This is a genomic window from Alcaligenes sp. MMA (genome assembly GCF_020907215.1).
GTDB classification, from domain to species: domain Bacteria; phylum Pseudomonadota; class Gammaproteobacteria; order Burkholderiales; family Burkholderiaceae_B; genus Alcaligenes; species Alcaligenes aquatilis.
Genome location: NZ_JAJJPP010000001.1, coordinates 1,688,907 through 1,715,811, shown reverse-complemented (window position 1 = coordinate 1,715,811; position 26,905 = coordinate 1,688,907). Strand labels below are relative to the sequence as shown.

The window sequence follows — 26,905 nt, the reverse complement described above, 5'->3', positions numbered from 1 at the left end:
ACCCAACTCCTCTGATAGATTTTTATGAAAATAATACACGAGTTTCATCTGATGAAACTACAGTAAAAAACTGCCCAGGGGACAAAACAATGGCCAGCACAACGCAGGCGGACCTACGCTATACATTTGAGCAGTATGCTGGCTGGATTCAACAGCCTTTGACCAAGCCTTCCACCGCCGAACAGTGGGTACAACGTTTAGCAATTAACGAAGCAGAAATTCAACATTTTCTGCAATTGCCCTTCACCAAGGCGCAGCCTTATCAAGCCCATCCCGCGCAGATCAAAGACGCGCAGGGCACGGTAGCGCGTGCGCAGTTCAGCTTGCCTGCCATTGCTCCTGAACCGGAGCAGGCTTTGCAGCGTGCCAAGGATCTGAATACGGATTTGCACTTGTTTACCGCTTTGGCGCAGACAGCGCCAAATGGGGAGGCGGGGTATCTGCACAATCTGCCCATTGCGGTCAAAGACATGACGGCGGTTGCAGGGTTTGCGGTTACGGCTGGTAGCGCCTCGGGGGATTTTGAGCCTGTGACGCAGGACGCCTTGAGCGTGGCCCGTTTGCGCGCCAAGGGGGCGGTGGTGATTGGCATGGCCAATCAGCACGAGATGGCTTTTGGGGCCAGCAGCAACAATCCTCGTTATGGTCGCGTGATCAATCCTGCTTCACCTGAGCACATTCCCGGCGGTTCCAGCGGTGGTTCTGCCGCGATTGTCGCTGCGGATGTGTGTCGCGTTACTTTGGGCACCGACACGGGCGGGTCTATCCGGTTGCCCGCTGCTTGCTGTGGCGTGGTGGGTTTCAAGCCCACTTACGATAGCGTGCCGCGTGACGGGTCTATTGATGTTGCCCCCAGCCTGGATCATCTGGGGCCAATTGCCAAGTACGTGCAGGACTGCGCTCTGGTGTATGCCGGGCTGTTGGATCTGCCGCAAGAGCCGGATTGGGCAGTAGAGAATCTGGATGGTATTCGCGTGGGTCGCTTGGGGGGCTATTTCGCGGAGCCTTTGGAGTCCCAAGTGCGGCAAGCACTGGATCAGGCTTGTCTGGGGCTGGAAAAGGACAAGGCCAGCGTGCAGGATATTCTCTTGCCCGAAGCCCATATGGCGGCCGCCTTGCAGTTCATGATCATCACTTCCGAGGCCACTGCGTCCTACACTGACCGTCTTTACGAAAAGCCCGAGCAGATCAGCGAAGAAATTCGTATCCGGCTGGAGATTGGGCATTTTCTGCCCGCCCCCTGGTACCTGCGTGCGCAAAAACTGCGTACTGAATTGAATACCCGCATCGAGGCCTTGTTTGATCAGGTCGACATTCTGATTTGCCCCACCATGCGTTGCCCGGCTCCCAAAGTCGGCGCGACGCAAGTGCAGATTGGTCATAAAACCTACCCGCTGCACACCGCCGTCACGCAACTGACTATGCCTTTTAGTTTGTCGGGTTCGCCTGCTATCTCCATTCCTTGGGGCGTGGCGCAGGACGGCGCACCTATCGGGCTGCAATTGATTGCCAAGCAGGGTGATGACTGGCGTTTGCTAGCTGTTGCCCAACGTCTGGAAGCCGCAGGGCATGCCTTGTTCGGCAAAAACTAAAACGATTCGCTGCAGAAACCACCTCTACCACCAGGAAAAAAACCATGTCTTCACATCGCATTTCTCCTTTGCGTTGCGCGGGGCTGTTTGCCCTTGCTCTGACTCTTGCGCCTGCTGCTTATGCAGCGGATAAATTCCGAATCTCTCTGGATACCAACCCCAACCACGTGCGCAATAAAGGCGTGGAAGTTTTTGTGGCCGAGCTGCAAAAAAGAGTTGGGGACCAGCTGGCGGTCGAGGTCTACCCCAGCGCCCAACTGTTTCGTGACCGTGATGTGCCTAAAGCCTTGCGCCAAGGCGCGATTGAAATGGGCTTGCCCGGCACCTGGCAACTGGAAGGCAGTGAACCCAGCGCTGCGGTTACCGCTTTGCCCATGTTCTACGGCGTGGACCCCGAGATCACCCACCGTCTGATGGATGGCAAGCTGGGAGCCTTGGTCAACCAGAAAATTGAAGACCGCTTGAAGGTGAAAGTCTTGGGTAACTGGGCGGATGCCGGTTCCATCCATTTCTACACCACAGGTAAAGAAGTCCGTTCCTACGACCAACTGCAAGGCATGAAAATTCAGTATTCGGGTGGCACGACCTTCTCGGCCCGTATCGAAGCGCTGGGCGGTGTGCCGGTGATGATTCCTTTCTCCGACTTGCCCATGGCCATGAGCCAAGGGGCTATCGACGCCATTGCCAGCAGCCGCGAGGGTGTGCGTACCGCCAAGCTGTGGGACTCGGGCCTGAAATACAGCTTTGACGATTACCAGATGATGGCGCAATACGTGCCCCTGGTCAGCGAGCGCTTCTGGAAAAAGCAAAGTCCTGAAATGCAGGCTGCGATTACCGAAGCCTGGCAAGTCGCGGTGAAAGAGCAGCGCGATATGCTCAAGCAAGTTGAGCTGGATGCGGCCAAGACCTTGCAGGAAAACGGGATACAGGCATTCAGCCCGGCTGAAGCCGCCCGTACCGAAGCCCGCAAAAAGCTGAGCCAGTCTCAGGACGCGTTGGTCAAAGCCATGAATATTGATGCCGAGGCCGAGCAGTTGGCCAAGCAAGAACTCCAAGCGGCTAACGTGGACTTCTAAATCAAAAAAGGCGTGAGCATGTCCAATACCTGTACCAATAAGGACACGTCAGCCTTGGGGGAGGCCGTGCCTCCCTGCGCGCTGCAGCGAGTCGAAGATGTGATCGTGGGTTTACTGGGACTACTGGCTGTACTGGTCTGTTTGTATAACGTTATCTTGCGCAACACCAGCAGCAGTCACGCCATTACGGCCAGTGATGAAATCCAGGTGTATCTGATTATCTGGGCGGTGTTCTTGTCCCTGGGCGTGATTACGGCGCAAGGGCGGCACATCAAGGCCGATATTGTTCTGAACTGCTTGCCGCCCAGCCTGAAGCACAAGGCATTTTTATTTACCTATGTGCTGGGTTTGCTGTTTTCCATGTTGATGAGCTACCTGGGCGTACAGATCACCCTGGAAGCCTACGAATTTGGTGAGGTGTCCTCGACTAGCTTGCGCTTTCCGCTGTGGATTTACACCGCAGCCTTGCCAGTAGGCATGAGCCTGATGAGCCTGCGCTATCTGCTTTTGTTGTTCCGCTGCCTGCGCACGCCGGCAGGCCAGGAGAGGCAATCATGATCGGGATTGTGTTTCTGGGTTTTCTGGCCTTGCTGGCTATCGGTGCGCCTATCTTCCTGGCGCTGGGTACGACGGGGGTGGTGCTGTTCTATCAGGATGATGCCTTGCTGTCTTTTTCCCAGCGGCTGATTGATGAACTGAACTCTGTACCTTTATTGGCCGTTCCGTACTTCGTCATTGCCGCTACTTTCATGGAGCGCGGGGGTATTGCACGGGCCTTGGTCGATGCGGCCCAAGCCTGGGTGGGGCAGATTCGTGGGGGCGTGGGTCTGGTCGGGATTACTGCATGTGCCTTGTTCGCCACCATGTGCGGGTCTTCGGTTGCCACGGCTATTGCCATGGGCACTATCCTGATTCCTGCCATGCTGCGTAGTGGCTACTCCGGTGGTTTTGCCTCTGGCGTGGTGGCATCGGCTGGAACTTTGGGCATTCTGATTCCACCGTCCCTGGCTTTTGTGATTTACGGTGTGCTGGCGGATGTGTCGATTCCCCGGCTTTTTCTGGCCGGCGTTATCCCGGCGATTTTGCAGATTGTGATAATTTCGGGCTACATCATCTGGTTCAGCCGCAAAAATAATTACGCCATTGATAGCAGCGCTATTTCACGAAGCGAGAAGCTGCACAAAACCTTGCTGGCTTTACCGGCCTTGCTAATCCCTTTGATTGTTCTGGGTGGCTTGTACGGCGGTTTCATGACGCTGTCCGAGTCCGCTGCGGTCTCGGCGGTAGTGGCTTATTTTCTGGCGCTGTTTGTCTACAAAGGCATTACCGTCAAAGAAACGTTTGCGGTCCTGGCTGTGGGGGTGCGTAACGCCGCGGTGATCATGATTATTGTGGCGGTGGCCTTGCCATTCGGTCATTGGATTACCGAAAGCGGTTTAGGTGCCAAGCTGGTGGGGCAACTGCACGACTGGGATATCAAGGGCTGGCAGTTCCTGCTGTTCCTGAACCTGGTTCTGCTGTTCCTGGGCATGTTCCTGGAAGTGCTGTCGGTATTGATGATCATGATGCCGCTGGTGCTGCCTTTGCTGGAGCCGCTGCAAATCGATCCTATCCACTTTGGTGTGCTAGTGGTGGTGAACATGGAGATTGCGCTGCTCAGCCCGCCATTGGGTCTGAACCTGTTCGTGGTGTCAGACATAGGCAAAGTGCCTTTGTCGCAAGAGATACGCGGCACGACACCATTTTTTCTGATCCTTTTGGTGTTGCTGATGATGGTCACGTACATTCCTATCCTGTCCACCTGGCTACCGGAATTGCTGATGCCCACGATGTAATTCAGCTCCCATCACAGGCCCTGCTCCAACTGCAGGGCCTGTGTGTTTTTGGCCTTCCTGATGCAAAGGGCTAAACTGGCCGCACTTCTGGTGCAGCAGCACCCAGCTTTTTACAGGAAAAAAATATGAGCACACCGCTTCCCTGTCCTCAGTGCACCTTGGAAAATACCTACCATGACACCGAGCAATGGGTATGTGCCGATTGTGGCTATGAATGGCAAGACGCAGACCCGGCCTTAGAGTCTGAAACTGATGGTGATGAGCTGATCGTTAAAGACAGCAACGGCAATGTGCTGGCCGCTGGCGACGATGTGATTCTGATCCGAGACCTGAAGGTGAAAGGTTCCAATACCTTGAAAAAGGGGGCCAAGGCCAAAGGCATCCGTCTGGTTCGGGGTGACCACGAAGTCGATTGCAAGATTGATGGCATTAGCTATTTGTTAAAGGCCATGTACTTGAAGAAAGCCTAAGCACTCAAACTTGGGTTTTTGGCAGGCGCAGCGTATAGACACGCTGCGCTTTTTTTATGCCTGCAGACAGGGGAAGGCATCCAGGCGACGGCAACCATTAGTCAGCGTATTAATGGCAGGTAGTAGCAAACAAGGCGCTGGGCGTGTATATAATAATGAGAATGATTATTAATTATATGTTTATCTGATTATCTTTCTATGTCCAAGCTGACGGCGGCGTTCCTGACCCATTACCCGGATTTGATCCGTTATTTGCGCAGGCGTACGCATTGTTCTGAACTGGCGCAAGACTGCGCACATGACACGTGGCTGCGTTTGTTGGAGAAGGGGAAGCAGGTTACGGCGGACAACCACAGAGCCTATGTGTTCAAAGTTGCCGCCAATATCGCGGCGGATTGGTATCGGCGTCAAACACGCGAGCAGGCTGCGTTCGATGGCTACGCCTTGAGTGTCGCCCATCACCATGCGCCGGATACGTACGAAGAAGTGCAGGCCAAGGAAACCTTGCAACGTCTGGAGCAGGCCCTGATGGCTCAGTCCCAGCGCAGCGTACGTATTTTTATGATGCATCGCTGTGAAGAGATGAGCTACGCGCAGATCGCCCAGAAGTTGTCGGTGTCCGAGAGCACCATTGAAAAACACATGATGCGTATTTTGCTGGTGGCGCACCAAGTCTTTAATTGCGCAGAATGAAGGCGCAGCCAGATTCGGCCTGGAGCCGTGTGGATGAAGATGCCGCTCGTTGGGTGGTGCGCAAAGAAGGTGCCAAGCTAGAGCCGGACACCCTGGCTCAGTTCGATGCCTGGTATGGGGCTGATCCTTTACATGCTCAAACCTATGATGCCTTGGCGGCCAGTTGGCGGCGACTGGATCAGGTGTCGGTGCTGCCCATTGCCCGTAATAAGCGAAAATCCCGTGTCAAAACGCTGGCCAGTGCCTGTGTCTTGATGGGGGCGTCTTTTTACGCCTGGCAGATGTTTGAGCAGCAAGGTTTGATCAACAGTGGGGTAGAGATCACCCAATTAAGTCTGCCTGATGGCTCGGTGGCGATTCTGGATGCGCAGACCCGTGTGCGTCTGAATTTTGAACATGGCCAACGACAAGTCAGCGTGGAGTCGGGGCGTGCCTTCTTTCAGGTGGTGCCTGCCACGGCTCAGACCGGTCCGTTCACTGTGCAAACCGGCCTGGCGCAGGCGACGGCCTTGGGGACGCGCTACGAGGTCAGCTTTAACGATCAGGTCAGTGCTGTGGCGGTATACGAACATACCGTGCAGGTGCAGTGCCAGTCTTGCGATACGTCGCAGCCGGTGATCTTGCAGCCGGGAGACAGGGCCACGGTGGCGCACGGGCAATTGCAGGCGCAATTGGCCCAGTCTACGGCTTCCACACACGCGGAAGCGGCCCCGGCCTGGACGAATGGTTTACTGAGTTTTGATGATGTCAGCCTGAGGGAAGCGGCCCGTCAGTTGGGACAGTACACGCATCGCGTGATCTGGATGGGTAGCGAGAAGGCGGAGGCAACGCGGGTGTCCGGTGTGGTGCAAGCGGCTCGGCCAGCCGCCGCCCTGAGCTTGCTGACTGTGGGGCAAGGCTTACAAATCAGGGAGTTGCCGGGGCTTATAGTTATTTACTAATGATAATTATTATCAATAAAAAAATACGATGGTCATCAGGGGTGAGGAAAGAGGGGTAGCACAGCGTCCTGAGGGTAGTTGTTTACATAGGATGCTCCATCATGAAGTGCGCTTTGCAGGACACGCCGCCTCTTTTTGCCATGCGCAGGCATGTTCGTTCCGGCGTGGCAACCGACTCTTTTTCTTCTTCCCAAGGCTCGCGCTTTAAGCAGGGGCAAGTGGCTATCTTGATGGCCAGTGTCTTGCTGCTGATGCAGCCCATGCAGGCGCACGCGGCCGGGCCGATCGTGCTGGATATGGCGTCTCAGCCTTTGGCCGATGCACTCTTGCAGATTGGCCGTCAAGCCCAGGTGGAGATCGCGTTTTCACCGGGGCAGGTTCGGGAAAAGCGCGCTGTAGCCTTGCAAGGTGAACTGACGGTTGAGCAGGCTTTGGATACCTTGCTGGCCCCTTGGGGATTGGCGGCCAGAGCACAGGGCGATCAGCGTTATACGATTGTGACGGCCCCTGTTGCCAAAGGCTTGTCCGTGCTCGATCCCGTCCGTGTCCACGGGCAGCGCGTCGGAGAGCGCCGTTATTCCCGCGAAGAACTGGATCAACGCGCAGCGGGTAACCGTGATCTGTCCAGTCTTCTGGCCGACAACCCGGCTGTTCGTCAGAACGAAGCCGCAAAAACCAGTGCAAATCGCGGCTCTTTGGCGCTGGAAGATATCAGCTTTTATGGGGCCAGCCCCTTCCAGAATCAGTTCCAAATTGATGGCATCAGCTCCACCAATCAGATTGATCCGGCCAGCCGTAATTTGAACCTGCAGGTGGGCAACGTGCCCGCCTATGCTCAGGCCTACAACCTGGATACCCATATGCTGGAGAGCGTAACGGTGCTCGATAGCAGCATTCCCGTGGAGTATGGTCGCTTTACCGGGGGCGTGGTCGATGCCAAGGTGCGAGATCCCAAGGGGGATAACAGCTTTCGTGCGGACTTCAGCTACAACTCCTCGGGGCTAACGTCGCAGACTGTGCCCGAAGAGCAAAAGAAAAAGTTTGGGGCCGGTGAACCGGGTTTCACTCCTGCCTGGACCAAGCGCTTTTCGTCCGCCATGCTGGATGTGGGCATCACGGATAGCACCGCTGCCTTGATCAATGTGTCCCGGCGTGAGTCCAGCATTGATCGCACCATGCGCGTCTTGCACGAGAAGGAGTTCACCGATGTGAATACGAACTCCAAGGACCGTGTCGATAATGTGTTCGCCAAAGTTCATACCCGTTGGAGTGCCAGCACGGATTCCGCCCTGATCTTCAAGTACGCGGATCGGCGCGAGGACCTGGTGGATTCCGGCATCCTGGCCAATCGGGTTCAGTGGCAGCATCAACAGAAAGCCTATGGTCTGGGTTTCGATCTGAACCATGACTTTGGGTGGGGGCTAGGCCGTGTGCAACTGGGTTATGACCAGATGAACAGCTACCGTAATTCCGACGGCACGGAGTACATGGTCAATATGGTGTTTTTGCCCAATGGCCGACCAGACTACACCTATATCAGCGGCGGGTTTGGGCAGGAATCCACCGAGCAGCGCAACCTGACCTTGAAGTCTCGACTGGAGTTCAAGCCGTTCCAGACCGGGGCCATTGAACATACGCCTTATGTGGGTTTTGAGCTGGCCCACACCAAAGGAGAGTTTGTCCGTCATCAGGATGCGTATGGGGGGCAAAAACGTCATTACAGCGGCGGGCAAGCTAGCAAGGTCCAGACCTTGAACTACTACCGTGCTGGAGAGGTGGGAGTCAGCTATACCAATGCATCCGTTTATGTGTCGGATCGCCTGGCCTGGCAGAATCTGGCCCTGACCACGGGCTTGCGCATGGATAAAGACAATTACTTTGGCAACACCAATCTGGCGCCACGTACCTTGCTGGAATGGGATGTGCTGGGAACAGGAGAAACTCGCCTGTCGGGTGGCTGGTCGCGTTATTACGGCATGGATATTCTTGGAACCGCCATGCGTGAGCGCAAGAGCCAACTACACACTTTGTTGGTGACGGGGGGCAAGCCGGTCGACCGGCCGTCGCACACGGCCTACAAGCTAGATGGGCTGAGAACACCGTATGACGACGAGTGGGCCTTGCGCTTGCAGCAGCAGTTATCGAGCAAGGTGGCCGCCGAGCTGGCCTATGTACGCCGTTATGGTCGTCAACAAGTCTCTCTCGAAGGGCTGGCCAAGACAGGCTACACCTACACGAACAACGGTAAGTCCAAAACGGATGCTTTTACCTTGAGCCTGATGAGCACGGCCCCTTGGACCTTGGGCGAGAGCCTGTGGACAGCGCGTGTGGATGTGACTTATCAGCACAGCAAGCGCAATAACAAGCTGGCTGATGGCTACGATGGCGAGGCCGAAGCACAGGAGGAGAACATCTATTACAACGGTGACCTGATACGCCGGGGTGATCGTCCAGTGGGGGATTACAACCTGCCTTGGCGAGTCAGTGCCGGTGTGACTGGTAGGTGGGCGCGTTATGGTTTGCAGATGAATAACCGGATCAACTGGAACAGTGCGCGCATGGATGTGCATTATGTGGGTCTGAGTCAGGACGACGGACTGGAAAAGTATGAATCCGGTCGGGTCGGTTCCTATTGGACCTGGGATATGCGCCTGGACTGGGAGCCGGCCATGCTTAAAGGTCTGGGCCTGGGGCTGGATGTGCTGAACGTGCTGGACAAGCAAGCGCCCGTAGTGGTCTCGACCCCGACTTCGGTGCTGAACCCGAACCTTTATCGCACAGGACGAGAGCTGTGGTTGCGCGCTTCCTATCGATATTAAAAGGGGGGCGAGCAGGCGCAAGTTTGCTGATGGTGGCACTGGCAACCGTGCTGCCAGGAGCCGCTTGCGCGGCGGGGGGAGTGGAGACAGGAGCGGAGCAGAAGCTTGGCTCAGGTTTAGCTTCTGCTCCTGTGCTCACTACGGGGCCTTCCGCGTCGGAGATAACAGAGCAATCCTGTGGAGCTAAGGACAGGCTGGAGGCCGAGTGTCTACGCATCCTCTATAAAAATGTCCCCGCTCAATGGCCTGCACCCACTATTGATCCGGGGCAGCCCTGGCAAGAGTGGGGGCCCGTGCCGGGGCCGGGCTCCAGCGCCCAGCCCCAGGCGGCAGAGGATGCCAGGAACACACAGATTGTCTCCTTGGGTGCCCGGTTATTTTTTGATAAGCAACTGTCCCGCAAAAAGCAGATTTCTTGTGCGTCCTGTCATCAGCCGGACAAGTCCTTTACCGATGGCAAAGCCTCCGCCGTCGGGGAGGACGGCTTGATGGGCAAGCGCCGTACTCCGCCCTTGTTTGCTGCGCCGTTTGCCAAAGCTTTGTTCTGGGATGGCCGTGCCAACACCTTGCAGGAGCAAGTTGTTGGCCCTATTGAAAATCCGCTGGAAATGAACCATGCCTTGAGTGACTTGATGCCGCGTTTGCAGGAGTCAGAGGACTATAGACAGGCATTTCAACAAGCCTTTGGCGCATCCTCATCCAATCCCATCGACGCCGCGCGATTGGCCCGAGCCTTGGCCGCTTATGTAGTCACCCTCCGTCCGGCAGCAACGCGCTTTGATGACTTTATCGCCGGAGATATGGCCGCTTTGAATGATCAGGAGCTGATCGGCCTGCATCTGTTTCGTACCAAGGCGCGTTGCATGAACTGTCATAACGGCCCCATGTTGACGGACAACGGTTTTCACAATATTGGCCTGTCTTTTTATGGACGTCGTTTGCAGGATCTGGGGCGGTTCGAGTGGAGCCGAGACCCCGCTGATCTGGGCTTGTTCCGCACTCCCAGTTTGCGTAATGTCGCCAAGGCCGGTCCCTGGATGCACAATGGTTTGTTCCCCAGTCTGGACGGTCTGCTGCGTATGTACGATGCGGCAATGGGCCCGGACCCTAAAGAAACCGGTCCATTGGTGCCGCGTAAGTCTGAACGGATCCGGGAGCTGAACTTGAGTGACGAGGAAATCCAGGCTTTACGTGCTTTTCTGGAGGTCTTGTAGTGATCAAAGCAGGCCAAACCTGACTGGCGGGCACAAAAAAAACGATCGTGTTTACCACGATCCAGATTGCTGATGAACCCCACGTTTTTTGATTTGGGGTTTATTTTTTATTTTCGTTGCGACGAGCAGGAGTGGGCCAAGACACGACTGTTCTTGAAGGCCGCTTAGGTCCAGAGTTGAGCATACAGGGCCTCAATCTCTTCTTGAGACGCAAGCCGGGGGTTATTGTTGGGTGATCCTGAAGCCAGGGCTTGTTGGGCCATGGTTGGGCGTAGAGAGTCAAAATGTGATTGCTCAATACCGAGGGCACGTAGGCTGGGAACCTGCAAGTTCTGGTTAAGTTGATGTAATGTGCTCAGCAGTTTTTGATTGGCCAGGGTGTCGTTATCCTCAGGTGCAGCGAACCCTAAGGCTCGGGCACATTGTGCATAGCGTTCAGGGGCTGCCGGGATGGAGAAGGCCGTGACCGTCGGTAGTAGGATGGCATTGGACAGACCATGCGGAACATGAAAGAAGGCGCCGATGGGGCGGCTCATACCATGCACCAGTGCCACTGAAGCGGCAGAAAAGGCAACACCTGCCAGGCTCGCTCCAAGCATCATGGCTTCACGGGCAGGACGGTTTTGACCGTCCTGGTAGACTCGCTCCAGGTTGGGACCGATCAGGTTCATTGCCGCCAAGGCCTGGCTGTCACTGTAGGCATTGGCCTTGCGACTGACATACGCTTCGATAGCGTGTGTCATGGCGTCAATGCCGGTGTCGGCAGTCGTGCGCGGCGGGACTGTCAGAGTCAACTCATAGTCGATCAGCGCCGCGTCCGGTACAAAGGCCGGGCCAGTGCACAGTAGCTTTTCGTCGTTTTGTTCGTCGGTAATGATGGTGAAACGGGTGAACTCAGAGCCGGTGCCGGCCGTAGTGGGGATGGCAATCAGAGCAAGCCCTTTGCGGGTGACGTGGGCTGGAACGGCGTAGTCTCGGATCGTACCGCCATGACGGCTCAGAACGGAAATGGCTTTGGCGCTATCAATCGGGCTGCCACCGCCCAAGGCAATCAAGACATCGTACGTGTCGCTGCTGGCTTGAACGACACCGGCCTGAATCGAGGCGGCGGTGGGTTCGGGGACAGTCTCGGAAAAGATATCGCAGTGTATGTTGTGCTGGGCCAGCAAAGTCTGGACCCGCTGTGGATGGCCTAACGAGACCATGGTGGGGTCGGTAATGAGAAGCGCTTTCTGGCAGTGCATCGAGCGCAGCAAATCGGGTAGTTGCTCTAGAACACCACCACCAATCAGTAAGCTGCCGGGTAAAGAGATCAAACTCATGACGGTCTCATTGTTGCGGGGTCTGGCGAGTTAAAAAACGATAGTGGCGAACCACTATCGTTTTCTGACTCATGAACGAGCAGGCTCTTACTTCATGCAGGCCTTGATTTTTTCCAGGTCCGGGCCGTCAATGGGGCGTCCCAGATTAAAGGGCATGGAGGTCTCGCGCCAGTCTTTGTAGTCTTGCAGGTATTCGATCTGGCTGGCATAGACTTTGGCGGCATCGGGGTTGCTGCAGGCCACGGAAATCATGACCTCGTTGGTTACCTGCTGAATGGTTTTCAGACTTTCGTCATCCATGCGGTGGATTTGAACACCCGCTTTTTGGAAAGTGCGCAAACCTTCGGTGGCTCGTTTCTCGGTAAAGGCAATGGACCACATCATGGTTGCGTCGGCGGCAATCTTCAGCTTTTCTTTGGTGGTGTCGCTCAAGGCATCCCAGGCCGCTTTATTGATCATGACGCCAAATACAGAGGCAGATTGATGCCAGCCAGGTGTGGACCAGTGCTTGGTGACTTGATGCAGGCCCGCCGAGACATCCACGTTGGGCGTCGAGAACTCGGCGCCGTCAATCACGCCGCGCTCCAGCGATTGATACAGCTCCTGGCCGGCCATCGATACCTGGGTGCCACCGATTTTCTCCAGCACCTGACCTTGTTCCAGACCGGATAAGCGCAGGCGCTTGCCTTTTAGCTCTTCCAGGTTACGAATGGGGGTGTTGGTGCGAAAGCCCGACTCATTATTGGTAATGGCATAGGGCAGATAGACCATGCCGTATTTACCGTAAATCTCGTTATAGAGCTCTGCACCGCCCCATTCTTTGATCCAGTTGGCATAGTCAATGGCATTGAACAAGCTCGAGTGCGTGGCCAGCGGGGAGAAGGCTGGGTTACGGCCTGCCCAATAGCCGGGCCAGTCGGCACCGGCCTGAATGGTGCCGGACTCTACCGCGCTAAAGACCTCACCGGTTGGGACAAGAGAGCCGCCTTCAAAAAATTCAATTTTCAGCTCGTCGCCGACCAGCTTATTGGCAAGCTCGACCCACTTTTTGTCCATCTCCACTAATTCGATGGAGGCGGGCCAGGTGCTGGTCATTGTCCATTTTTGAGGGGCTGCCTGGCTAAGGCCTGTCATGCTGAGCAGAGCGGCTGTGGTCAGTGCGGTGAGTATCTTTTTTGTTGGCTTCATGGTGTCTCCTAGTTGTATTAACTGCCGTACAGCACGTGTGGTAGCCATGTGACCAGATTGGGGAAAATGGCTATCAATATACACATGAGAATGACCAGGAAAATAAACGGAATAACCCCCGTAATAATTTCCGTAGTTTTGACTGAGGGAGGGGTAATGGCACGCAGATAAAACAGGGCGTATCCAAAAGGAGGGGTCAGGAATGAGGTTTGCAACACAACAGCAACCAAAACAACAAACCACAGCAGGCTGACTCCCATTTCCTGAACGATGGGCAACAGAATGGGGAAGGACAGCAGCACAATACCCGTCCAGTCCAGGAAACAGCCCAGGATAAAGACAATCAGCAGCATCACCACGATCAGCAGCCAGGGCTCCATATCCAGGCCGCGCATGATGTCCTGGACCGCACCCAGTCCGCCCGTAATGTTGAACACTCCGGTAAACGCCGTGGCACCGACCACAATGAACAGGATCATGGCTGAGGTGCGACCCGTTTCATACAGGGCATTAAAGAAGGTGCGCCACTGGAATTTGCCGCGGAAAATGACGATCAGCAAGGACAGCAAGACCCCGATGGCTGATGCCTCTGTGGCCGTTGCAATACCCGCTAGCATCGAGCCCAAAATACCCAGAATCAGGAAAATAGGCGGGACGGCTTCCAGGAGTAACATTTTGATCAGGGCCGGTTTTGAGATCTGTTCTTCCGGCTCGACGGACGGGGCCCGTTCGGGGTGTCGCCAGGCAATAAAGACGACCCAGGCGGCATAGAGCAAACCCAGTAGCACGCCTGGAATCAGGGCGCCTGCAAACAGCTCGCCAATGGACAGCGGTGAGTAGCTGGCCATCAGGATCAGCATGATGGACGGTGGGATCAAAATGCCCAGGCACCCCGAGGCGGCGATCACGCCGGTGGTCAGCTTGGGGCAATAGCCATATTTCAGCATGGGGCGTAATGCCATCATGCCGGTGACGGTGATAGAGGCGCCGATAATGCCGGTGGTCGCCGCCAGCAAAATGGAGAGAAAAACAACGGCAAGTGCCAGGCCACCGCGCACCCGCGACATTAAAAGTCGCAGGGCCTCGAACATCTTGTCCGTGACTTCCGAGTCAGACAGAAAGCGGGCCATCAAGATGAACAAGGGAATGGCGATCAGCGTGTAGTTGTCCAGAACATCGCCATAGATGCGGTTGACGACAATGCCCAAGACCATGGGTTTGCCGGCAATGAGCGTACCAATAACGGCTGTTCCACCCAGAACGAAAGCCAAGGGATGGCCCATGAATAGGCCCAGCAACAGCAGGCCACCCATCAGCAGTGCAATCAACTCAGGCGTCATGATGGCCGGGCTCCTTTTGGGTCAGCAGACGGATTACCTCGGCAATACCTTGAATCAGCAACAGGGCGGCAGCCACCACCATGGAAATCTTCAGTGGGTAAACGGGCAGTTGAACGGCGCCGTAGGTCGTTTCACCTTGGGCCAAAGAACGCATGGCAAACTCATAGCTGCGAGTCAGAAATACCCAGGCGAAGGGGAAGAAGAAAATGAGGTAGCCCGCAAGCTCAGTCCATTTGCGAGCGGCAGGGGAAAACTTTTGGATCAGCAGGTCAACGCGGACATGAGATTGATGCTTGAGGGCATAGGCGCCCAACATCAAAAAGTAAAAACCGTAGAGCTGTTTGGTGGCATCAAATGTCCATCGGGTAGGCTGATTGAGCACATATCGCATGAACACTTCATAAATAATAATGGTGGCAAAAATAATGGCGATAAATGAGAGGATTTTGCCGATGAATTCATTGAGTGAGTCAATAGCCTTTAAAACCATCGTTTTCCTTTGGCGCGAATTGTTATTGTTTCAGACTGACGGTTTAGTCTATGAGCAAGGCAAGCCCTGTCACAACGTGGGTTTACCCTTACGTAAACCTAACTCGTTATAATCGCTTGGCCAAGGACGGCGCAATTGGAGGAAAAGTGCAGGATCACACCTTGTTGATCAAATACCTGACAGGTATGGGGATCTTTCTGGCCTGCTTGCTGGCGGCATTTATTCTGGCTTTTATGAGACATCGTCGGCGCAAGTGGTCGCACAATGTCATCGCGCAAATCGTGCAGTTGGGCTTGTTGTACGGCGCCATTGCGGTTGCCCGCCAGTACGTAAACATGGCTATTGCCGATTACCACGTGACGTTGGTGACACCGCGCATGGTCGATTTTGTGGCTGTGCTGACGGCAGCGGCGGTGTTGATGCATACGCTATCGCTGTTGATCAACCGTCTGGAGAAAACGCAACTGAGCAAAGGGGGGGATCCGACCTCGGCACGCCTGATTGCACGGGTGTTGAAGTTCGGCGCATTTGTTCTCATGTTGCTGTTTTTTGGCGAGCACTTCGGATTAAGTATGTCCGGACTGTTGGCCTTTGGCGGTATCGGCGGCATTGCGATCGGTATGGCAGGCAAGGATATTTTGAGCAATGTCTTCTCCGGTGCCATGTTGTACTTTGATCGTCAGTTCAAGATTGGCGACTGGATACGTTCGCCTGATCGCAATATTGAAGGGACGGTGGTTGAGATTGGTTGGCGCCTGACCAAGATCATGACGTTTGATAAACGGCCGCTTTATGTGCCCAACTCCTTGTTTTCTTCCATCAGTGTGGAAAACCCGGGGCGCATGACGAATAGGCGGATCAATACCGAGGTGGGGTTACGGTATGAGGATGCCGGCAAGCTGCGCGGTATTGTGGATGATATTGGCCAGATGCTGGCTCAACACCCTGATATTGATCAGACACAGACGACGCTGGTCTATTTCAATGCCTTTGCAGACTCATCACTGAACATCATGGTGTATTGCTTTACCAAAACAACTCAGTGGGCCGAGTGGTTGGGCATTCAGCAGGATGTGTATTTGAAGATTATTGATATTGTGCAGCAGCACGGTGCCGATTTTGCCTTCCCCAGTCAGACTTTGTATGTGGCGAAGGGGGGCGAGCCAGAAGGGGCAGCCCGGACCGAGTAAACACACAGGTCCAGCAGTACGGCCAGTCCCGGTGGTGGCAGCACAGTGCGGGGGCGCACTGTGCTGTGTCCTGCTTGGTTTAGCGTACGCTTTGCGTCGCCAGACTCAGGGCCAGATCTTGTTTCATGCGTTTCTTGTAGAAAGGCAGGCAAATAAGCAGAGCCAGGAACCAGAAAGGTGTGGCAATCAGGCCGATCAGGGTTTCTTCTTCCTGGCTGAACAGGTACAGCGCAAAGGCAAAGAACACCAGAGTCAGATAGCACATGGGAATGGCAAAGGGCATTTTGTAGCTTGATGCAGCGTGTGCCTCAGGACGAACCCGGCGGTACTTCAGGTAGGTGATCAGGATCACGGCCCAGACAAAGATAAAGCAGATGCTGGCCACGGTGGTCACAATTGTGAACACACGCATCACATCGCCTTCTGCGTATAGCAGGAACAGGCTGGACAGCAAAAGGGCGCAAGAATAGATCAGACCATTGCGGGGAGTACCGTTACGCGACAGTTGGCTGAAGGCTTCGGGAGCCAGCTTGTTCTTGGACAGACCGTACAACATGCGACCCGTGGAGAACATGCCGCTATTGGCGGACGACAGGGCCGAGGTCAGCACCACAAAGTTGATGATGGCCGCTGCTGCACCTACGCCAATCAGCAAGAACATATTTACAAACGGACTCTTGTTGGGCGCGACAATATCCCAAGGGGTGACGGTCATGATGGCGGTCAGGGCCAACACGTAAAACACAATCACGCGAACCGGAATCTTGTTGATGGCTTTGGGCAGGTTCTTGGCAGGGTCAGCCGTTTCAGCCGAGGCGGTACCCACCAGTTCGATACCCACAAAAGCAAAGATGGCGATCTGGAAAGCGGCAAAGAAACCATTCAAACCATTGGGGAACATCCCGCCGCGATCCCATAAATGGGTCAGGCTGGCTTTTTCGCCGGTTGGGCCCACAAAGCCGGTAAACAGCAGGTACGCGCCCACACCAATCAGTGCCACGATGGCAATGATCTTGACCAGGGCAAACCAGAACTCGAGCTCGCCAAACAGTTTGGCCGACAGCAGGTTAAAGATCAGCAAAAAGGCAATGCAAGCCAGACCGGGCAGCCAGAGCGGAATATCCGGCCACCAGAATTGGGTATAGCCGGTAATGGCGACAATATCGGCAATGCCAATAACTACCCAGCAGAACCAGTAACTCCAGCCTAGAAAGTAGCCCATGGTGGGCCCGAGAATATCGGCGGAAAAATCCACAAAAGATTTGTATTCCAGGTTATGCAGGAGCAATTCTCCCATTGCCCGCATAACAAAAAATAAAAAGAAGCCGATGATCATGTAGGTAAACAAGACCGAGGGTCCGGCCAGACTAATGGTGCGGCCTGATCCCATAAATAGCCCGGTACCGATAGCGCCTCCAATGGCTATCAGTTGCAGATGCCGGTTTTTCAACGAGCGTTGCAGTCCAGATGAATGTTGCTGAGACACACTGTACTCCTAGTTTTTTTTCGTTCAAATGCGTAATTATGACTGTGCTGCGAGAAAACAATGGGCACAACCCGTCCTCAAGAACGGTTTTCTTGATGCCGATCTACATAAAGTAGGGAGCGCACAGCAGTCCTCCTTGTTCTGACGACATGAAATGCCAAAACAGACCTGCGTGCGAATAAAAATGGGAATAAAGGGGTGGTGTGCCAGGCGGTCAGACAAGGCGCCTGACTATCTGCTCATAAATAGGCTCCGGACAAATAGGTGGACAAAGACCATATGGCCTTTGTACCCCCTCTGTCCGTTTACCTGAGAGCTTATCCATCGGCGGGCGACGGTCCCCTTCGGTGGGCACTGATGTGCCTCTCTCCAGAACGTCAAGGGTTCAAGATTCTTTTGCCTGAGAGATTCCGGGGTCGTTGCTCCGTCGGCGCTTCATCAAGGTGAAGACTCTCACCTGAACCGTTATTGACGTCGCTATTGTATAGACAGGTAAAAAGCGATGACTACTATCGTTAACCTGTAGGCGATTGATGAGAATGGTTCTTGTTTATCGGCGAGGTTTGTGCTGGGCATTTTGCCGTGACGTCACCAAGGATGCGTCCTTTGCACAGAGCCGCATTGTCTTGAATCGGGCTGGTTGCCTTGCTCCAGACGATGCGGCTCTTTAGTTCTGCATGCCGATGTCAGTGTTGCTTACTCGTCGTTGGCATGTAAAAAGCGATACACCAAGGCGCCGATAACACCACCAATCAAGGGGGCCACCCAGAACAGCCACAACTGTTCCATGGCCCAGGTGCCTTGGAAAAAGGCCACGCCGGTGGAACGGGCAGGGTTCACGGAGGTGTTGGTGATGGGGATGCTGATCAGGTGAATCAAGGTCAGCGCCAGACCAATCGCCACACCGGCCAGGCCAGCGTGACCACGCTTGTGAGTCGCACCCATGATGATGAACAGGAAGAAGGCGGTCAGCACAATTTCTGCGATCAGGGCCGCGTTGCGGCTGTAATTGCCTGGCGAGTGCTCGCCAAAGCCGTTGGAGGCAAAGCCTGCCACGGGATCAAAGCCGGCTTTGCCGCTGGCGATCAGGTACAGAACGCCGCCGGCCAGCAGGCCGCCGATAACTTGGGCAAGGATGTAGGGAATAGCGTCACGAGCGGGGAAGCGTCCGCCAGCGACCAGCCCCAGCGTGACAGCCGGATTGATGTGGCAACCAGAGATATTGCCAATGGCATAGCACATGGTCAGCAAGGTCAGGCCAAAGGCCAAGGCTACTCCGGCAAAACCAATTCCCAGTTCAGGATAGGCAGCGGCAAAGATCGCACTTCCGCAGCCCCCAAAGACCAGCCAGAAAGTGCCCAGCGTTTCTGCGGTGCATCGTTTAATTAAAGACATGATATGGCCCTGTTAGTGATGTAACACGGCAGCATTCTAGCGATAAGCACGGTTCACCCACTGAAGGAAAGGAAAACAACTGTCAAAAGTTTTCCTTTGTTGAGGGTGGTGTTTTTTTATAGTAAATGTGAGAAATGTGCTTAAGGTGGCAGTTTGTGTCAGATGCAGGGTTTTGTTGGAATTGCGAAGAATTGCTGCTTTTTGGGATGGCGTTATAAGTAATTTGTGGACTAATTTTTATTTTCTTTGAATGAAATGTAAAAATCAGGGGTGCGAAATAAAGGTGAAACAGGGAAAGTTGTTTATATAAGTAGTTATTTGATGCTTTGTTTACGAGTTTAGATTTTCAGTAATTGAGGGGGCGGATTTTGGGACGTATTTATTCTGACGTCTTTATTGGTTTTATGTTTTCTTGATGTGTTTTGATTTTTAAGCAGTGACTAATGAGGATCAGTGGAAAATCTGAATTGAGTAGAAATAAAAAAAGGGCCAAGATGCTTGGCCCTTTCGGTTTAGGTCACGCTTACGGCATTTGCTCAATGAAAGCCGCTGTCACGGGTGATACCTGGTGGAAATCAAAAGCCTGATGGTAGATTTCTCCATTCTTGGCTTCTACAGTTAGCCATAGTTGATGCTCAACCTCACTATTGGGCGGGATAGCAATTTCTACCGATCGTGTCCAGCGTGTGCTGTTAAACGCCTGACGGGGTGTAGGCATAGGCTCGGGCTTGCTGACTTGCAGATAGGCGCGGCGTATATGCGGGTCGCAGGCTTGGCAAAAGCGAATCTGGAACGCTTTGCGATGTGCGCCGGTGGGCCCGCTGATAGGGGCTTGGTCATTCGTTTCAGCCAGTGCAAACGACCACGGACCAATCTGACTTTGCAGGGCATTGTTGCCAAAGACAGGCTGCGGGCCTTGCTGCGTCAGATAAATCACGAAGGCAGCAGGGATGGCCAGAAGGCTGCTGGCCAAGACCAGGCTACGTGTAGACATGCGTGATGCCGATTCAGTGTTACCTATTCCAGCCGCTTTAGGCGCTGCCTTCGCAACTGGCGCAGGTTTGGCCCGCACAGGTTTCTTTTCCTGCCAAGGCCACCAGGGCAGGTAAAAGGTCAGTCCCGCGCCGGCCATGGTTAGCCAGCCCAGCCAGGCAACCGTGCCGATGCTCCAGCCCCAGCCTTGCCAGCACAAGAGCCAAGCCACGGCCAGAAAAGGCCAGCCGATTAAACGAAAGATCCGCCTTTCCTGCTTGCGAGGCGCGCGATGCAGCAGAAATTCACCCTGGCGATCGCTGGCCAAGGCCAGGCAGATAAAGCCCGCCAGACTGCTGATAAATACGGCCAGATTTAGCCACAGGCTGGTATTGCTCATGGCAGCCCTCCTTCCGGCATCACCAGAAAGCAGAGCAAGGCGATCAAAGCGGTAGGCAGCACCATGCCCAACCAGGCGCGAGTGGCACTTTTGGTACTGAACACCCACATGACGGCGATGGTGTACCAGACAAAGCTCAACATATTGGCCGCCAGGACAGCCTGGGCTCTGGGCAAAGGCCAGAGCAAGGTCAGCAATACGGTGGCGGCGTCTGCCAAGGCGTAGCCACCCACCGTGGCGGCCACGATGCGCGACAACACTTGCAGGCGGTAACGAGGAGTCAGTCCACTCATCCGTTCACTCCCGCAGTATGCAAGTTGGCAGGGGTTGCGGTTTTTTTAGACAGGCTGGCAATGTGCCATTTACGTTTCATTTTTATGGCGATATAGATAAAGATGGCGGCCAGGCCAAGCATGCTCAGGTCAAAGCCTGCCAGCCCCCAGTCGCCATGGGTGACGGTAACGCCCAGATGGCGGTCGGTCGTCAGCAGGTTCAGGACGGGAATCAGGCCATAGGCGGCGGCTGTCAGGTAGAGCAGTTCCAGCCAGGCGCGCTTCAAGGGTCGCCAGCAGGCATACAGGAAGGACCAGCCCCAGACCAGAAACAGCGCATGAAATTCCCAGGCGGCGCGGTCGGCCATAGTGACCGGCAAGAGGCGGTTGGCCCAGAAGTAGGCGGCCAGACCTAGCGGCAAACCGGCCAGGGTTCCGGCATTCAGGATTTCCACCAGACGCAGGCCCGCCGCATCAAAGCGCTCGGATACGCTCAGCGCGGTGGCTTTGGACAGGCGCTTTTGATGATGGGTGCGGCGTTTTACGGTCCACAGCACCAGGCCCGTTCCAATAACGGCGCAGCCCAGCAAACCAGAAATAAAGTACAGCCAGCGCAACCACCATTCGGCAAATGCGCCTTCGTGCAAGGCCAGCAGCACGCGGTGTGTGTCCCCCGTGATATTGCTCGTGTTGTCCGGCTTCATGGCGCTGCCATCGATGGCGTTAAAGCGCAGGGTTTCGGCACGGGTCCAGTACACGCCCGTCACGCCGGTGCGGCGCAGTTCTACATAAGCTTGGCTATCTGCCGGATGCGTAATGTGTACCGAGGCAATGCTGTTCTTGCCCCAGGTTTGTTCAGCGCTGTGCATCATCGCGCTTAACGGAGCCTGCGGCATGCTGACGGGCAGGAAGTCATGTTTTTGCTGGCGAATATCCTGGAAGTAAGCCTGTCGTCCTTCCTCTGTTGCGCCGTACATGATCTCTCGTCCGGTCGGCATATAGAAGGACATGAAAAAGATCAGGCCCGTGTAGGTAATCATCAGGAAAAAGGGCAGGGACATCACGCTGACGATATTGTGTGCGTCCAGCCAGGAGCGTTGTCCCTTGCCGGGTCTGAAGGTGAAAAAGTCGGTAAAGATCTTTTTGTGTGTCACCACGCCCGTCATGACGGCCAACAGCATCAGCATGGTGCAGATACCGACCAGCCAGATAGCGACGGGGTACGGCATGTAGTGCAGCGCATAGTGCATGCGATACAGACCCGTGCCACCAGCGGTGGCGCGGGGTTCTGTTTCTGGTTGAATCTGGCCGGTGACCGGGTCCAGTTCCTCGCCCCCGCGACGGCCACGCTGACCAGGTTGGGACATTTCTTCCCAGGCAATGGACAGTCCGTGCGTGGCACGTGGGTTCAGGGCTTGATGCGGCAGGGTAATGATCCAGGCTTTGGAGTCTGCCGGGGCATGTGTTTGTAGCTGCGTCAGGGCCTGATCCAGCATCTGGCTGGATTGCTCGGGTAGAACTTGCATGGGCAAGGGACGCTCGGGCTCCATCCAGCGGGTGATTTCATCGTCTACATAGCCTGCCGTGCCCGTGACGAAGACGAAAAACAGGATCCAGCCCACTACCAGACCGACCCAGGTATGCAGCCATGCCATACATTGGCGAAATGACTCTTTCACGCTGACGCGCCTCCTACTTCAGCACCGTCTCCGGGTGCTGGATTGATAACTGGAAAACTGAGAAAAGCCGTGCTTGCCTGGCCGCTGCGGGTGACGGATGGAATCCGCTCTTCTTGGACGCTGCACTCGTCACGCAAGCCGCGTTTTTCAGGACGCGAAAAGCGGGTGACAGAGAAGGAAAGAGGGCATCAGGCTTAAAACAACGGCAAAATAATAGCAATCATTCTCATTACGGTGTGAGAATTTGCCAGGATTCAAGGTTTTATTCAGAAATCAATGCGACGCCATAGCTGTTTTGGCGTTTCTCATAGGGGGGAGGGTGCAGTTGAGGGGGGCCTGGTGGGACTTGGAAGGGAATAAACCTTGTCGGCTCCAGGCTGACGTACCTTAGGCTGAGGACTGACCGCCGGGGAGGGGCAGAAGGGAATAGGCTTTGCAGGCATAACCCCCCTACTACCCAATCTTATGGCTTATAGCGCTTTAATCGCACGTAAAGCGGCCACCCCCGCTTTTGCAGCTTGCGGATGAGGATGGGCACTGCATAGTTCGGCAATGGTCAGCAAATCGGCCCGAGGCCGTTTTTTGATTTCCTGCGCCAAGACTTCGCTTAAAAAGAAGTTGTCGGCGCTGGCCAGCCTTCTTAGCAAAGGAAAGTCTTGCAAGTCCAGGCTGGGAATGAGCGGGATAGCGATTTCTTCATGTTCATCGTTCCCGCACAAATGGGTGATGAAATTGCTCAAGCCCGTTTGATCAGGACACAAGGGTGTGTGTGATGGATGCAGCTCACTCAAGCAACAAGACCGTTCCAGCGCCTGTTGGGCTGCCGTCAGAAAGGCTGACAAAGACGGGAATACAATGCGGCTGTCGTCGTCGTGGGATAGGTAAAACACCTGCCCGGCCAGTGGGGATTCGCAGACCCAGACATGGTGACTGCTGGTATCGGGATCGTCCAGAATCAGACCGCCCAGGGCGTCCAGCGTGGGGTGGCCGCTGAACTGTTCGCTGAAGGCTTGGGCCTGAACGAAGGGGAGCAAGTTTACTTCCTGATCGAAGCGCTCGGCATACAGGCCTTGTTCGACTTGTTTGAAGTAGTCGTCACATTCTGCTGTCAGGCTCATGTTGTGCGGCTCGCTTGAAAATGGATCGAGTCTTTATACCTGAACTGCCCATGGATGCGGTAAGAATTTCCATTAAACAGGCCCCGGCTACCAAGGTATCGGGGCCCGCCGTACTTTTCTGTTTGCTCAGGTGTTTTTAGAGCACCACAAACAGCAGCCAGACGACGACTGGGGCAATAACCGTGACGGCAGCACCGTACAGTAAAAGCTGACGGAAGAAGGCATCACGCGACACTCCCTGAGCATTGGCCAGTACCAGTGCGCCGTTGGTGGAGAAGGGGCTGACGTCCACAATGGTGGAGGATACGGCCATGGCTGCAATAAAGCCCACCGGCCCCACGCCGCCATCGCCTTGCAAAAAGGGCACGGCCAGTGGAATCAGCGAACCCAGCACGGCGGTGGAAGAGGCGAAAGCCGACACGACCGCACCCACAAAAAGCAGCAGCAAGGCCGCCATCAAGGGAGAGGTCAGTTGGGCAACGCGATGGCCAACAAAATCAATCGTGCCCATGGATTCCATCACGCCCACATAGGTGCTGACACCCACAATCAGCATGATTTCAGGCCAGGACACTTGGCCCAGCGCGCGTTTTTGCAGATTGGGGGCCATCAAGGTCAGTACCAGACCGATGGTGATCGAGGTAAAGCCAATATCCTGTTTGAAAAACAAGGTCAGAACGGCCAGGATAAACAGGCCTGCCAGGGTCAAGACGCGATACCAGTGCGGGGCCTCGCTGGCACCATTGCCGGCTTCGACCAGGGCATCGGGACTTTTTCGGGCGGTCTTGCGCTCTTCGCCCAAGGCTTCGGCTTCGGCATCGCCGAATACTTGCGGGCCACCCGAGCCATGGGCCACGCGGGCAACATTTACGTCTGCTGAACTTAAGTCCACTTTCTGACGCATCAGCTTCAAACCACCCATCCACACGAACAGCAAAATAGACACGGCCAGGTTGATGCCCAGGCTGGCCATCATGGTGGCCATTTCATTCAAGGGCAAACCGGCGGCGCTGACCACACGGTTGGTGATGCCGCCATAAATACTGATCGGGGAGAAGCCGCCCCCTTGGGCGCCATGAATCACCAGCAAACCCATCAAGAGCGGGTTGATGCCGTACTGGCGAGCAAAGCCCAGCGCAATCGGGGCAATGATGGCAACGGCGGCTGGGCTGACGGCACCGACAGCGGTCAATGCGGCCGTGATCAGGAACATGATCCAGGGAATGGCGGCGATGCGGCCACGCACGGCTCGCACAGCCATGCTGACCAGCCAGTTGATCGTGCCATTGTTTTGAGCCAGCGCGAACAAATAGGTAATACCGGCCAGGGTCAGAAACAGGTCAGCCGGAAAGCCGCCCATGATTTCCTTGGCGCCCATGCCCGCCACTAGCGTACCCACCAGAAAAGCGCCTACAAAAGCAATCAGCCCCATATTGATGGGTAAGACAGTTGCCAGTACGAACATGCCTCCTAATACGGCAATGGATAGCCAATGCATATATCTCGTCTCCTTGTAAGTGAACCTTTTGCAGGTTTCTGGAAACGACCCTATCAGTGGCGGTATGGGGCTATCAATAAAGCCCATGGTTGAATGATTACGCTAAACGTAATGATTAGTCAGGGACGCGATGGTTGAGCTTTCATCTAGCACGCTCTTGTACTTGCACGGAGCAGGCGCGGTTTTCAGGAAGTGGGGCAACAGGAGTTGGGAATCGAGTGAGGGGCGTTGTGGCTAGGGTAGACAGAAGGGGGGATCAGATGGGTGTGAAGAGGCGCAGGCTGTGAAAGCGAGCTGTTTATGGCTGGTCCAGTTCAGCCAACAGTTCGCTGCTGTGAATTGTGCGCCCGAAGTGATGTTTCCACAGCTTGATACCCAGCTCGCTGGAGCGATCCAGGGACGAGCCGACCGTCAGATCCGTAATCAGAGTAGGGTGCAGCCCCGCATCAAACAAGGCAAAGCCTGCGGCCAGCACGCAGGTATCGGTTTGAATGCCGCAGACCAGAATGCGATCAGCCTGACATTGCTGCAAATACTCCATCGCCGCCGGGCTAGGGGCGTAGCCATGTTTGATGAAGATTTGCTTGGCATCGACCAGACAACGATCACTGCGCGGCGGACACCAACCCAACTGGCTGGAAAAGGGCGTTTGCGACTCGTCGTGCAGTTCAATCAAGGCTGCGCAAGGCAGGCGGGTGCTCAGGGCGTTAATGCCTTCAATTAGCCACGGAGGTGGCGAAAAGCAGCTTTGCACATCGACAACAAGCAGGATCTGTCGCATTGCGGGAGTCTCAATAAGAGCGCATCAGCGATGCCAGACGGAGGTGGCCTGGGCAGTCTGAAGGGCCGTCAATCAAGCCCTTATTGAAACACGGAGTCAGGCTGTTGGGCGGGTCCAGGTCAGGCGTGCGCCGACGATAATGCCGAGCACCGCCAGCAAGGAGGTGGCCGACAAGGTGGACAGGCCGCTTAAACCCTGGCCGATGGTGCAGCCCAGGGCCAGCACGCCGCCTACACCCATTAAGGCTCCGCCTGCCATGGAGCGCAGAATGTGGCGGGGCGACTCAAAACCTTCCAGTTTCCAGTGGCGACGCAGCAGGGCGCTTAGCAAGGAACCGACCACCACACCCACCACGATCAGGATGGTGAAGCGTGGGCTCATGCCGGTGGAGATCATGGCGTATTGAATGCTTTCACCAATCGGGGCGACAAAGCTTAGCGAGCTGACGGGCAAGGGTTCGAAGGGATCATCGCCCAGCCAGCCCGTGGTCAGCCAGCCGGCCACAATCAGCAGTCCTATCAATGCTCCGGCCAGCAGATCATTCAAGCGTAGGCCGTCCTGTCGGCGCCGCAAGGCAAAAGCGATCAGGGCGGCGACGATAAGGGCAATCACAATAGATCGGATGGGACCTTCAGACAGGGTGACCGCAGGCAGGGTGACGCTGGTGGCTTGGGCCACGCTGATGCGCAGCGGCGCCAGCAGGCCTGTCAAGGTGATGTAGGCGGTGATGCCTAAACAAAGCAGTACGACAAAAGAGCGCAGATTGCCTTGTCCTAACAGGACCAGAGCACGGGCGCCACAGCCATTGGCCAGGGTCATGCCTGCACCAAATAGCACACCCCCAAGTGGCACCAGCAGCCAGGAAAAAGTAGGATTCAGATACAGGGCCTTGTCCAGACTGATCAGGCCATAGCCTGCGGCCAGTTGTGCCCCGGCCAGGGCCACGGCCAGCGCCAGGGCAAAGCCCTGAAGCTTGTAGCCGCTGCGCCCGGACCAGCGCTCGGTCAAGCCACGATAAAAGCAAAAACCACTGAGCTGGCCGCTAATGCCAAAGAGCAGGCCAATGGCCAAGCTGACCCACAGTACAAATTCTGTATTCATCATGTGCGCTGCTTATTAGGACCGGGTTAGAAC

At 55.3% G+C, this 26,905-nt stretch carries 23 protein-coding genes and 1 riboswitch; of the genes, 10 read left to right on the top strand and 13 right to left on the bottom strand.

Annotation, left to right across the window (positions count from 1 at the left end; translation table 11 throughout):
- Positions 1-89 precede the first annotated feature (89 nt).
- The 9 genes from LNA76_RS07840 (at position 90) to LNA76_RS07800 (ending at position 10,640) form a co-directional block, all read left to right on the top strand.
- Positions 90-1,592 (top strand): amidase, encoded by a 1,503-nt coding sequence (locus tag LNA76_RS07840; RefSeq protein WP_230018682.1) that lies wholly within the window; start codon positions 90-92, stop codon positions 1,590-1,592.
- A 44-nt stretch (positions 1,593-1,636) separates the two neighbouring features.
- Entirely contained in the window at positions 1,637-2,668 is a 1,032-nt protein-coding gene (gene dctP / locus LNA76_RS07835) for a TRAP transporter substrate-binding protein DctP (RefSeq protein ID WP_230018681.1), read from the top strand.
- Between the two features lie 18 nt (positions 2,669-2,686).
- Positions 2,687-3,226 carry a TRAP transporter small permease gene (locus LNA76_RS07830; RefSeq protein ID WP_230018680.1) on the top strand — a complete coding sequence of 180 codons (540 nt, stop codon included), beginning with the start codon at positions 2,687-2,689 and terminating at the stop codon, positions 3,224-3,226.
- A complete protein-coding gene (locus LNA76_RS07825; RefSeq protein WP_230018679.1) occupies positions 3,223-4,503 on the top strand; it encodes a TRAP transporter large permease in 1,281 nt (426 codons plus the stop codon). Before LNA76_RS07830 ends, LNA76_RS07825 begins: the two co-directional genes overlap by 4 nt.
- A gap of 125 nt (positions 4,504-4,628) precedes the next feature.
- Entirely contained in the window at positions 4,629-4,973 is a 345-nt protein-coding gene (locus tag LNA76_RS07820) for a zinc ribbon domain-containing protein YjdM (protein ID WP_094196163.1), read from the top strand.
- A 198-nt stretch (positions 4,974-5,171) separates the two neighbouring features.
- The gene (locus LNA76_RS07815; RefSeq protein ID WP_108727219.1) at positions 5,172-5,666 is read left to right on the top strand and encodes an RNA polymerase sigma factor; all 495 of its coding nucleotides are present in this window, start codon (positions 5,172-5,174) and stop codon (positions 5,664-5,666) included.
- The gene (locus LNA76_RS07810) at positions 5,663-6,607 is read left to right on the top strand and encodes a FecR family protein (protein WP_230018677.1); all 945 of its coding nucleotides are present in this window, start codon (positions 5,663-5,665) and stop codon (positions 6,605-6,607) included. The genes LNA76_RS07815 and LNA76_RS07810 overlap by 4 nt, the downstream gene beginning before the upstream one ends.
- A gap of 101 nt (positions 6,608-6,708) precedes the next feature.
- Positions 6,709-9,426 (top strand): TonB-dependent receptor, encoded by a 2,718-nt coding sequence (locus LNA76_RS07805; protein WP_230018676.1) that lies wholly within the window; start codon positions 6,709-6,711, stop codon positions 9,424-9,426.
- A gap of 29 nt (positions 9,427-9,455) precedes the next feature.
- Positions 9,456-10,640, top strand: a complete 1,185-nt coding sequence (locus LNA76_RS07800) for a cytochrome-c peroxidase (RefSeq protein ID WP_108727222.1) — start codon at positions 9,456-9,458, stop codon at positions 10,638-10,640.
- 164 nt (positions 10,641-10,804) lie between these two features.
- Here LNA76_RS07800 and LNA76_RS07795 read toward each other — a convergent pair whose 3' ends face one another.
- The 4 genes from LNA76_RS07795 to LNA76_RS07780 all read right to left on the bottom strand — a co-directional run bounded on the left by LNA76_RS07795 (position 10,805) and on the right by LNA76_RS07780 (position 14,980).
- Positions 10,805-11,962 (bottom strand): iron-containing alcohol dehydrogenase, encoded by a 1,158-nt coding sequence (locus LNA76_RS07795; RefSeq protein ID WP_230018675.1) that lies wholly within the window; start codon positions 11,960-11,962, stop codon positions 10,805-10,807.
- An 87-nt stretch (positions 11,963-12,049) separates the two neighbouring features.
- Complete coding sequence (gene dctP, locus LNA76_RS07790) at positions 12,050-13,150, bottom strand: TRAP transporter substrate-binding protein DctP (protein ID WP_094196168.1); 1,101 nt, start codon at positions 13,148-13,150, stop codon at positions 12,050-12,052.
- A gap of 17 nt (positions 13,151-13,167) precedes the next feature.
- A complete protein-coding gene (locus LNA76_RS07785; RefSeq protein ID WP_094196169.1) occupies positions 13,168-14,490 on the bottom strand; it encodes a TRAP transporter large permease in 1,323 nt (440 codons plus the stop codon).
- The gene (locus tag LNA76_RS07780) at positions 14,480-14,980 is read right to left on the bottom strand and encodes a TRAP transporter small permease subunit (RefSeq protein WP_230018674.1); all 501 of its coding nucleotides are present in this window, start codon (positions 14,978-14,980) and stop codon (positions 14,480-14,482) included. The genes LNA76_RS07785 and LNA76_RS07780 overlap by 11 nt, the downstream gene beginning before the upstream one ends.
- 146 nt (positions 14,981-15,126) lie before the next feature.
- Between LNA76_RS07780 and LNA76_RS07775 the strand changes: the two genes are divergently transcribed.
- The gene (locus LNA76_RS07775) at positions 15,127-16,170 is read left to right on the top strand and encodes a mechanosensitive ion channel family protein (protein WP_269467007.1); all 1,044 of its coding nucleotides are present in this window, start codon (positions 15,127-15,129) and stop codon (positions 16,168-16,170) included.
- Positions 16,171-16,249: 79 nt separating this feature from the next.
- On the opposite strand, the gene LNA76_RS07770 is transcribed toward LNA76_RS07775, so the two are convergent.
- From LNA76_RS07770 to LNA76_RS07730, 9 genes are all read right to left on the bottom strand, one after another.
- Positions 16,250-17,656 (bottom strand): amino acid permease, encoded by a 1,407-nt coding sequence (locus tag LNA76_RS07770; protein WP_094196171.1) that lies wholly within the window; start codon positions 17,654-17,656, stop codon positions 16,250-16,252.
- 378 nt (positions 17,657-18,034) lie between these two features.
- Positions 18,035-18,124: riboswitch (glycine riboswitch) on the bottom strand.
- A 228-nt stretch (positions 18,125-18,352) separates the two neighbouring features.
- The gene (gene aqpZ, locus LNA76_RS07765; protein WP_094196172.1) at positions 18,353-19,051 is read right to left on the bottom strand and encodes an aquaporin Z; all 699 of its coding nucleotides are present in this window, start codon (positions 19,049-19,051) and stop codon (positions 18,353-18,355) included.
- A gap of 523 nt (positions 19,052-19,574) precedes the next feature.
- A complete protein-coding gene (locus LNA76_RS07760; RefSeq protein ID WP_230018673.1) occupies positions 19,575-20,423 on the bottom strand; it encodes a DUF3325 domain-containing protein in 849 nt (282 codons plus the stop codon).
- Positions 20,420-20,716 (bottom strand): DUF3649 domain-containing protein, encoded by a 297-nt coding sequence (locus LNA76_RS07755; RefSeq protein WP_108727225.1) that lies wholly within the window; start codon positions 20,714-20,716, stop codon positions 20,420-20,422. Before LNA76_RS07755 ends, LNA76_RS07760 begins: the two co-directional genes overlap by 4 nt.
- Entirely contained in the window at positions 20,713-22,374 is a 1,662-nt protein-coding gene (locus LNA76_RS07750) for a PepSY-associated TM helix domain-containing protein (protein WP_230018671.1), read from the bottom strand. Before LNA76_RS07750 ends, LNA76_RS07755 begins: the two co-directional genes overlap by 4 nt.
- Before the next feature lie 470 nt (positions 22,375-22,844).
- On the bottom strand, positions 22,845-23,492 hold the full coding sequence (locus LNA76_RS07745) for a hypothetical protein (RefSeq protein ID WP_125277617.1): 648 nt from the start codon (positions 23,490-23,492) through the stop codon (positions 22,845-22,847).
- Positions 23,493-23,628: 136 nt separating this feature from the next.
- Positions 23,629-24,990, bottom strand: a complete 1,362-nt coding sequence (locus LNA76_RS07740) for an SLC13 family permease (RefSeq protein ID WP_230018670.1) — start codon at positions 24,988-24,990, stop codon at positions 23,629-23,631.
- 298 nt (positions 24,991-25,288) lie between these two features.
- Positions 25,289-25,771: an isochorismatase family protein gene (locus LNA76_RS07735; protein WP_094196178.1), complete on the bottom strand. Its 483-nt coding sequence runs from the start codon at positions 25,769-25,771 to the stop codon at positions 25,289-25,291.
- Positions 25,772-25,867: 96 nt separating this feature from the next.
- Positions 25,868-26,875 (bottom strand): YeeE/YedE family protein, encoded by a 1,008-nt coding sequence (locus LNA76_RS07730; RefSeq protein ID WP_230018669.1) that lies wholly within the window; start codon positions 26,873-26,875, stop codon positions 25,868-25,870.
- Between the last annotated feature and the right edge of the window lie 30 nt (positions 26,876-26,905).

What these genes read in the sequence shown, in the direction of transcription:
- LNA76_RS07785 (WP_094196169.1), bottom strand. Translation starts at nt 14,490, where the DNA reads ATGACGCCTGAGTTGATTGCACTGCTGATGGGTGGCCTGCTGTTGCTG.
- LNA76_RS07810 (WP_230018677.1), top strand. Translation starts at nt 5,663, where the DNA reads ATGAAGGCGCAGCCAGATTCGGCCTGGAGCCGTGTGGATGAAGATGCC.
- LNA76_RS07825 (WP_230018679.1), top strand. Translation starts at nt 3,223, where the DNA reads ATGATCGGGATTGTGTTTCTGGGTTTTCTGGCCTTGCTGGCTATCGGT.
- LNA76_RS07840 (WP_230018682.1), top strand. Translation starts at nt 90, where the DNA reads ATGGCCAGCACAACGCAGGCGGACCTACGCTATACATTTGAGCAGTAT.
- LNA76_RS07745 (WP_125277617.1), bottom strand. Translation starts at nt 23,492, where the DNA reads ATGAGCCTGACAGCAGAATGTGACGACTACTTCAAACAAGTCGAACAA.
- LNA76_RS07780 (WP_230018674.1), bottom strand. Translation starts at nt 14,980, where the DNA reads ATGGTTTTAAAGGCTATTGACTCACTCAATGAATTCATCGGCAAAATC.
- LNA76_RS07820 (WP_094196163.1), top strand. Translation starts at nt 4,629, where the DNA reads ATGAGCACACCGCTTCCCTGTCCTCAGTGCACCTTGGAAAATACCTAC.
- LNA76_RS07800 (WP_108727222.1), top strand. Translation starts at nt 9,456, where the DNA reads ATGGTGGCACTGGCAACCGTGCTGCCAGGAGCCGCTTGCGCGGCGGGG.
- LNA76_RS07730 (WP_230018669.1), bottom strand. Translation starts at nt 26,875, where the DNA reads ATGATGAATACAGAATTTGTACTGTGGGTCAGCTTGGCCATTGGCCTG.
- LNA76_RS07830 (WP_230018680.1), top strand. Translation starts at nt 2,687, where the DNA reads ATGTCCAATACCTGTACCAATAAGGACACGTCAGCCTTGGGGGAGGCC.
- LNA76_RS07805 (WP_230018676.1), top strand. Translation starts at nt 6,709, where the DNA reads ATGAAGTGCGCTTTGCAGGACACGCCGCCTCTTTTTGCCATGCGCAGG.
- LNA76_RS07755 (WP_108727225.1), bottom strand. Translation starts at nt 20,716, where the DNA reads ATGAGTGGACTGACTCCTCGTTACCGCCTGCAAGTGTTGTCGCGCATC.
- dctP (WP_094196168.1), bottom strand. Translation starts at nt 13,150, where the DNA reads ATGAAGCCAACAAAAAAGATACTCACCGCACTGACCACAGCCGCTCTG.
- LNA76_RS07740 (WP_230018670.1), bottom strand. Translation starts at nt 24,990, where the DNA reads ATGCATTGGCTATCCATTGCCGTATTAGGAGGCATGTTCGTACTGGCA.
- LNA76_RS07795 (WP_230018675.1), bottom strand. Translation starts at nt 11,962, where the DNA reads ATGAGTTTGATCTCTTTACCCGGCAGCTTACTGATTGGTGGTGGTGTT.
- LNA76_RS07735 (WP_094196178.1), bottom strand. Translation starts at nt 25,771, where the DNA reads ATGCGACAGATCCTGCTTGTTGTCGATGTGCAAAGCTGCTTTTCGCCA.
- aqpZ (WP_094196172.1), bottom strand. Translation starts at nt 19,051, where the DNA reads ATGTCTTTAATTAAACGATGCACCGCAGAAACGCTGGGCACTTTCTGG.
- LNA76_RS07760 (WP_230018673.1), bottom strand. Translation starts at nt 20,423, where the DNA reads ATGAGCAATACCAGCCTGTGGCTAAATCTGGCCGTATTTATCAGCAGT.
- dctP (WP_230018681.1), top strand. Translation starts at nt 1,637, where the DNA reads ATGTCTTCACATCGCATTTCTCCTTTGCGTTGCGCGGGGCTGTTTGCC.
- LNA76_RS07815 (WP_108727219.1), top strand. Translation starts at nt 5,172, where the DNA reads ATGTCCAAGCTGACGGCGGCGTTCCTGACCCATTACCCGGATTTGATC.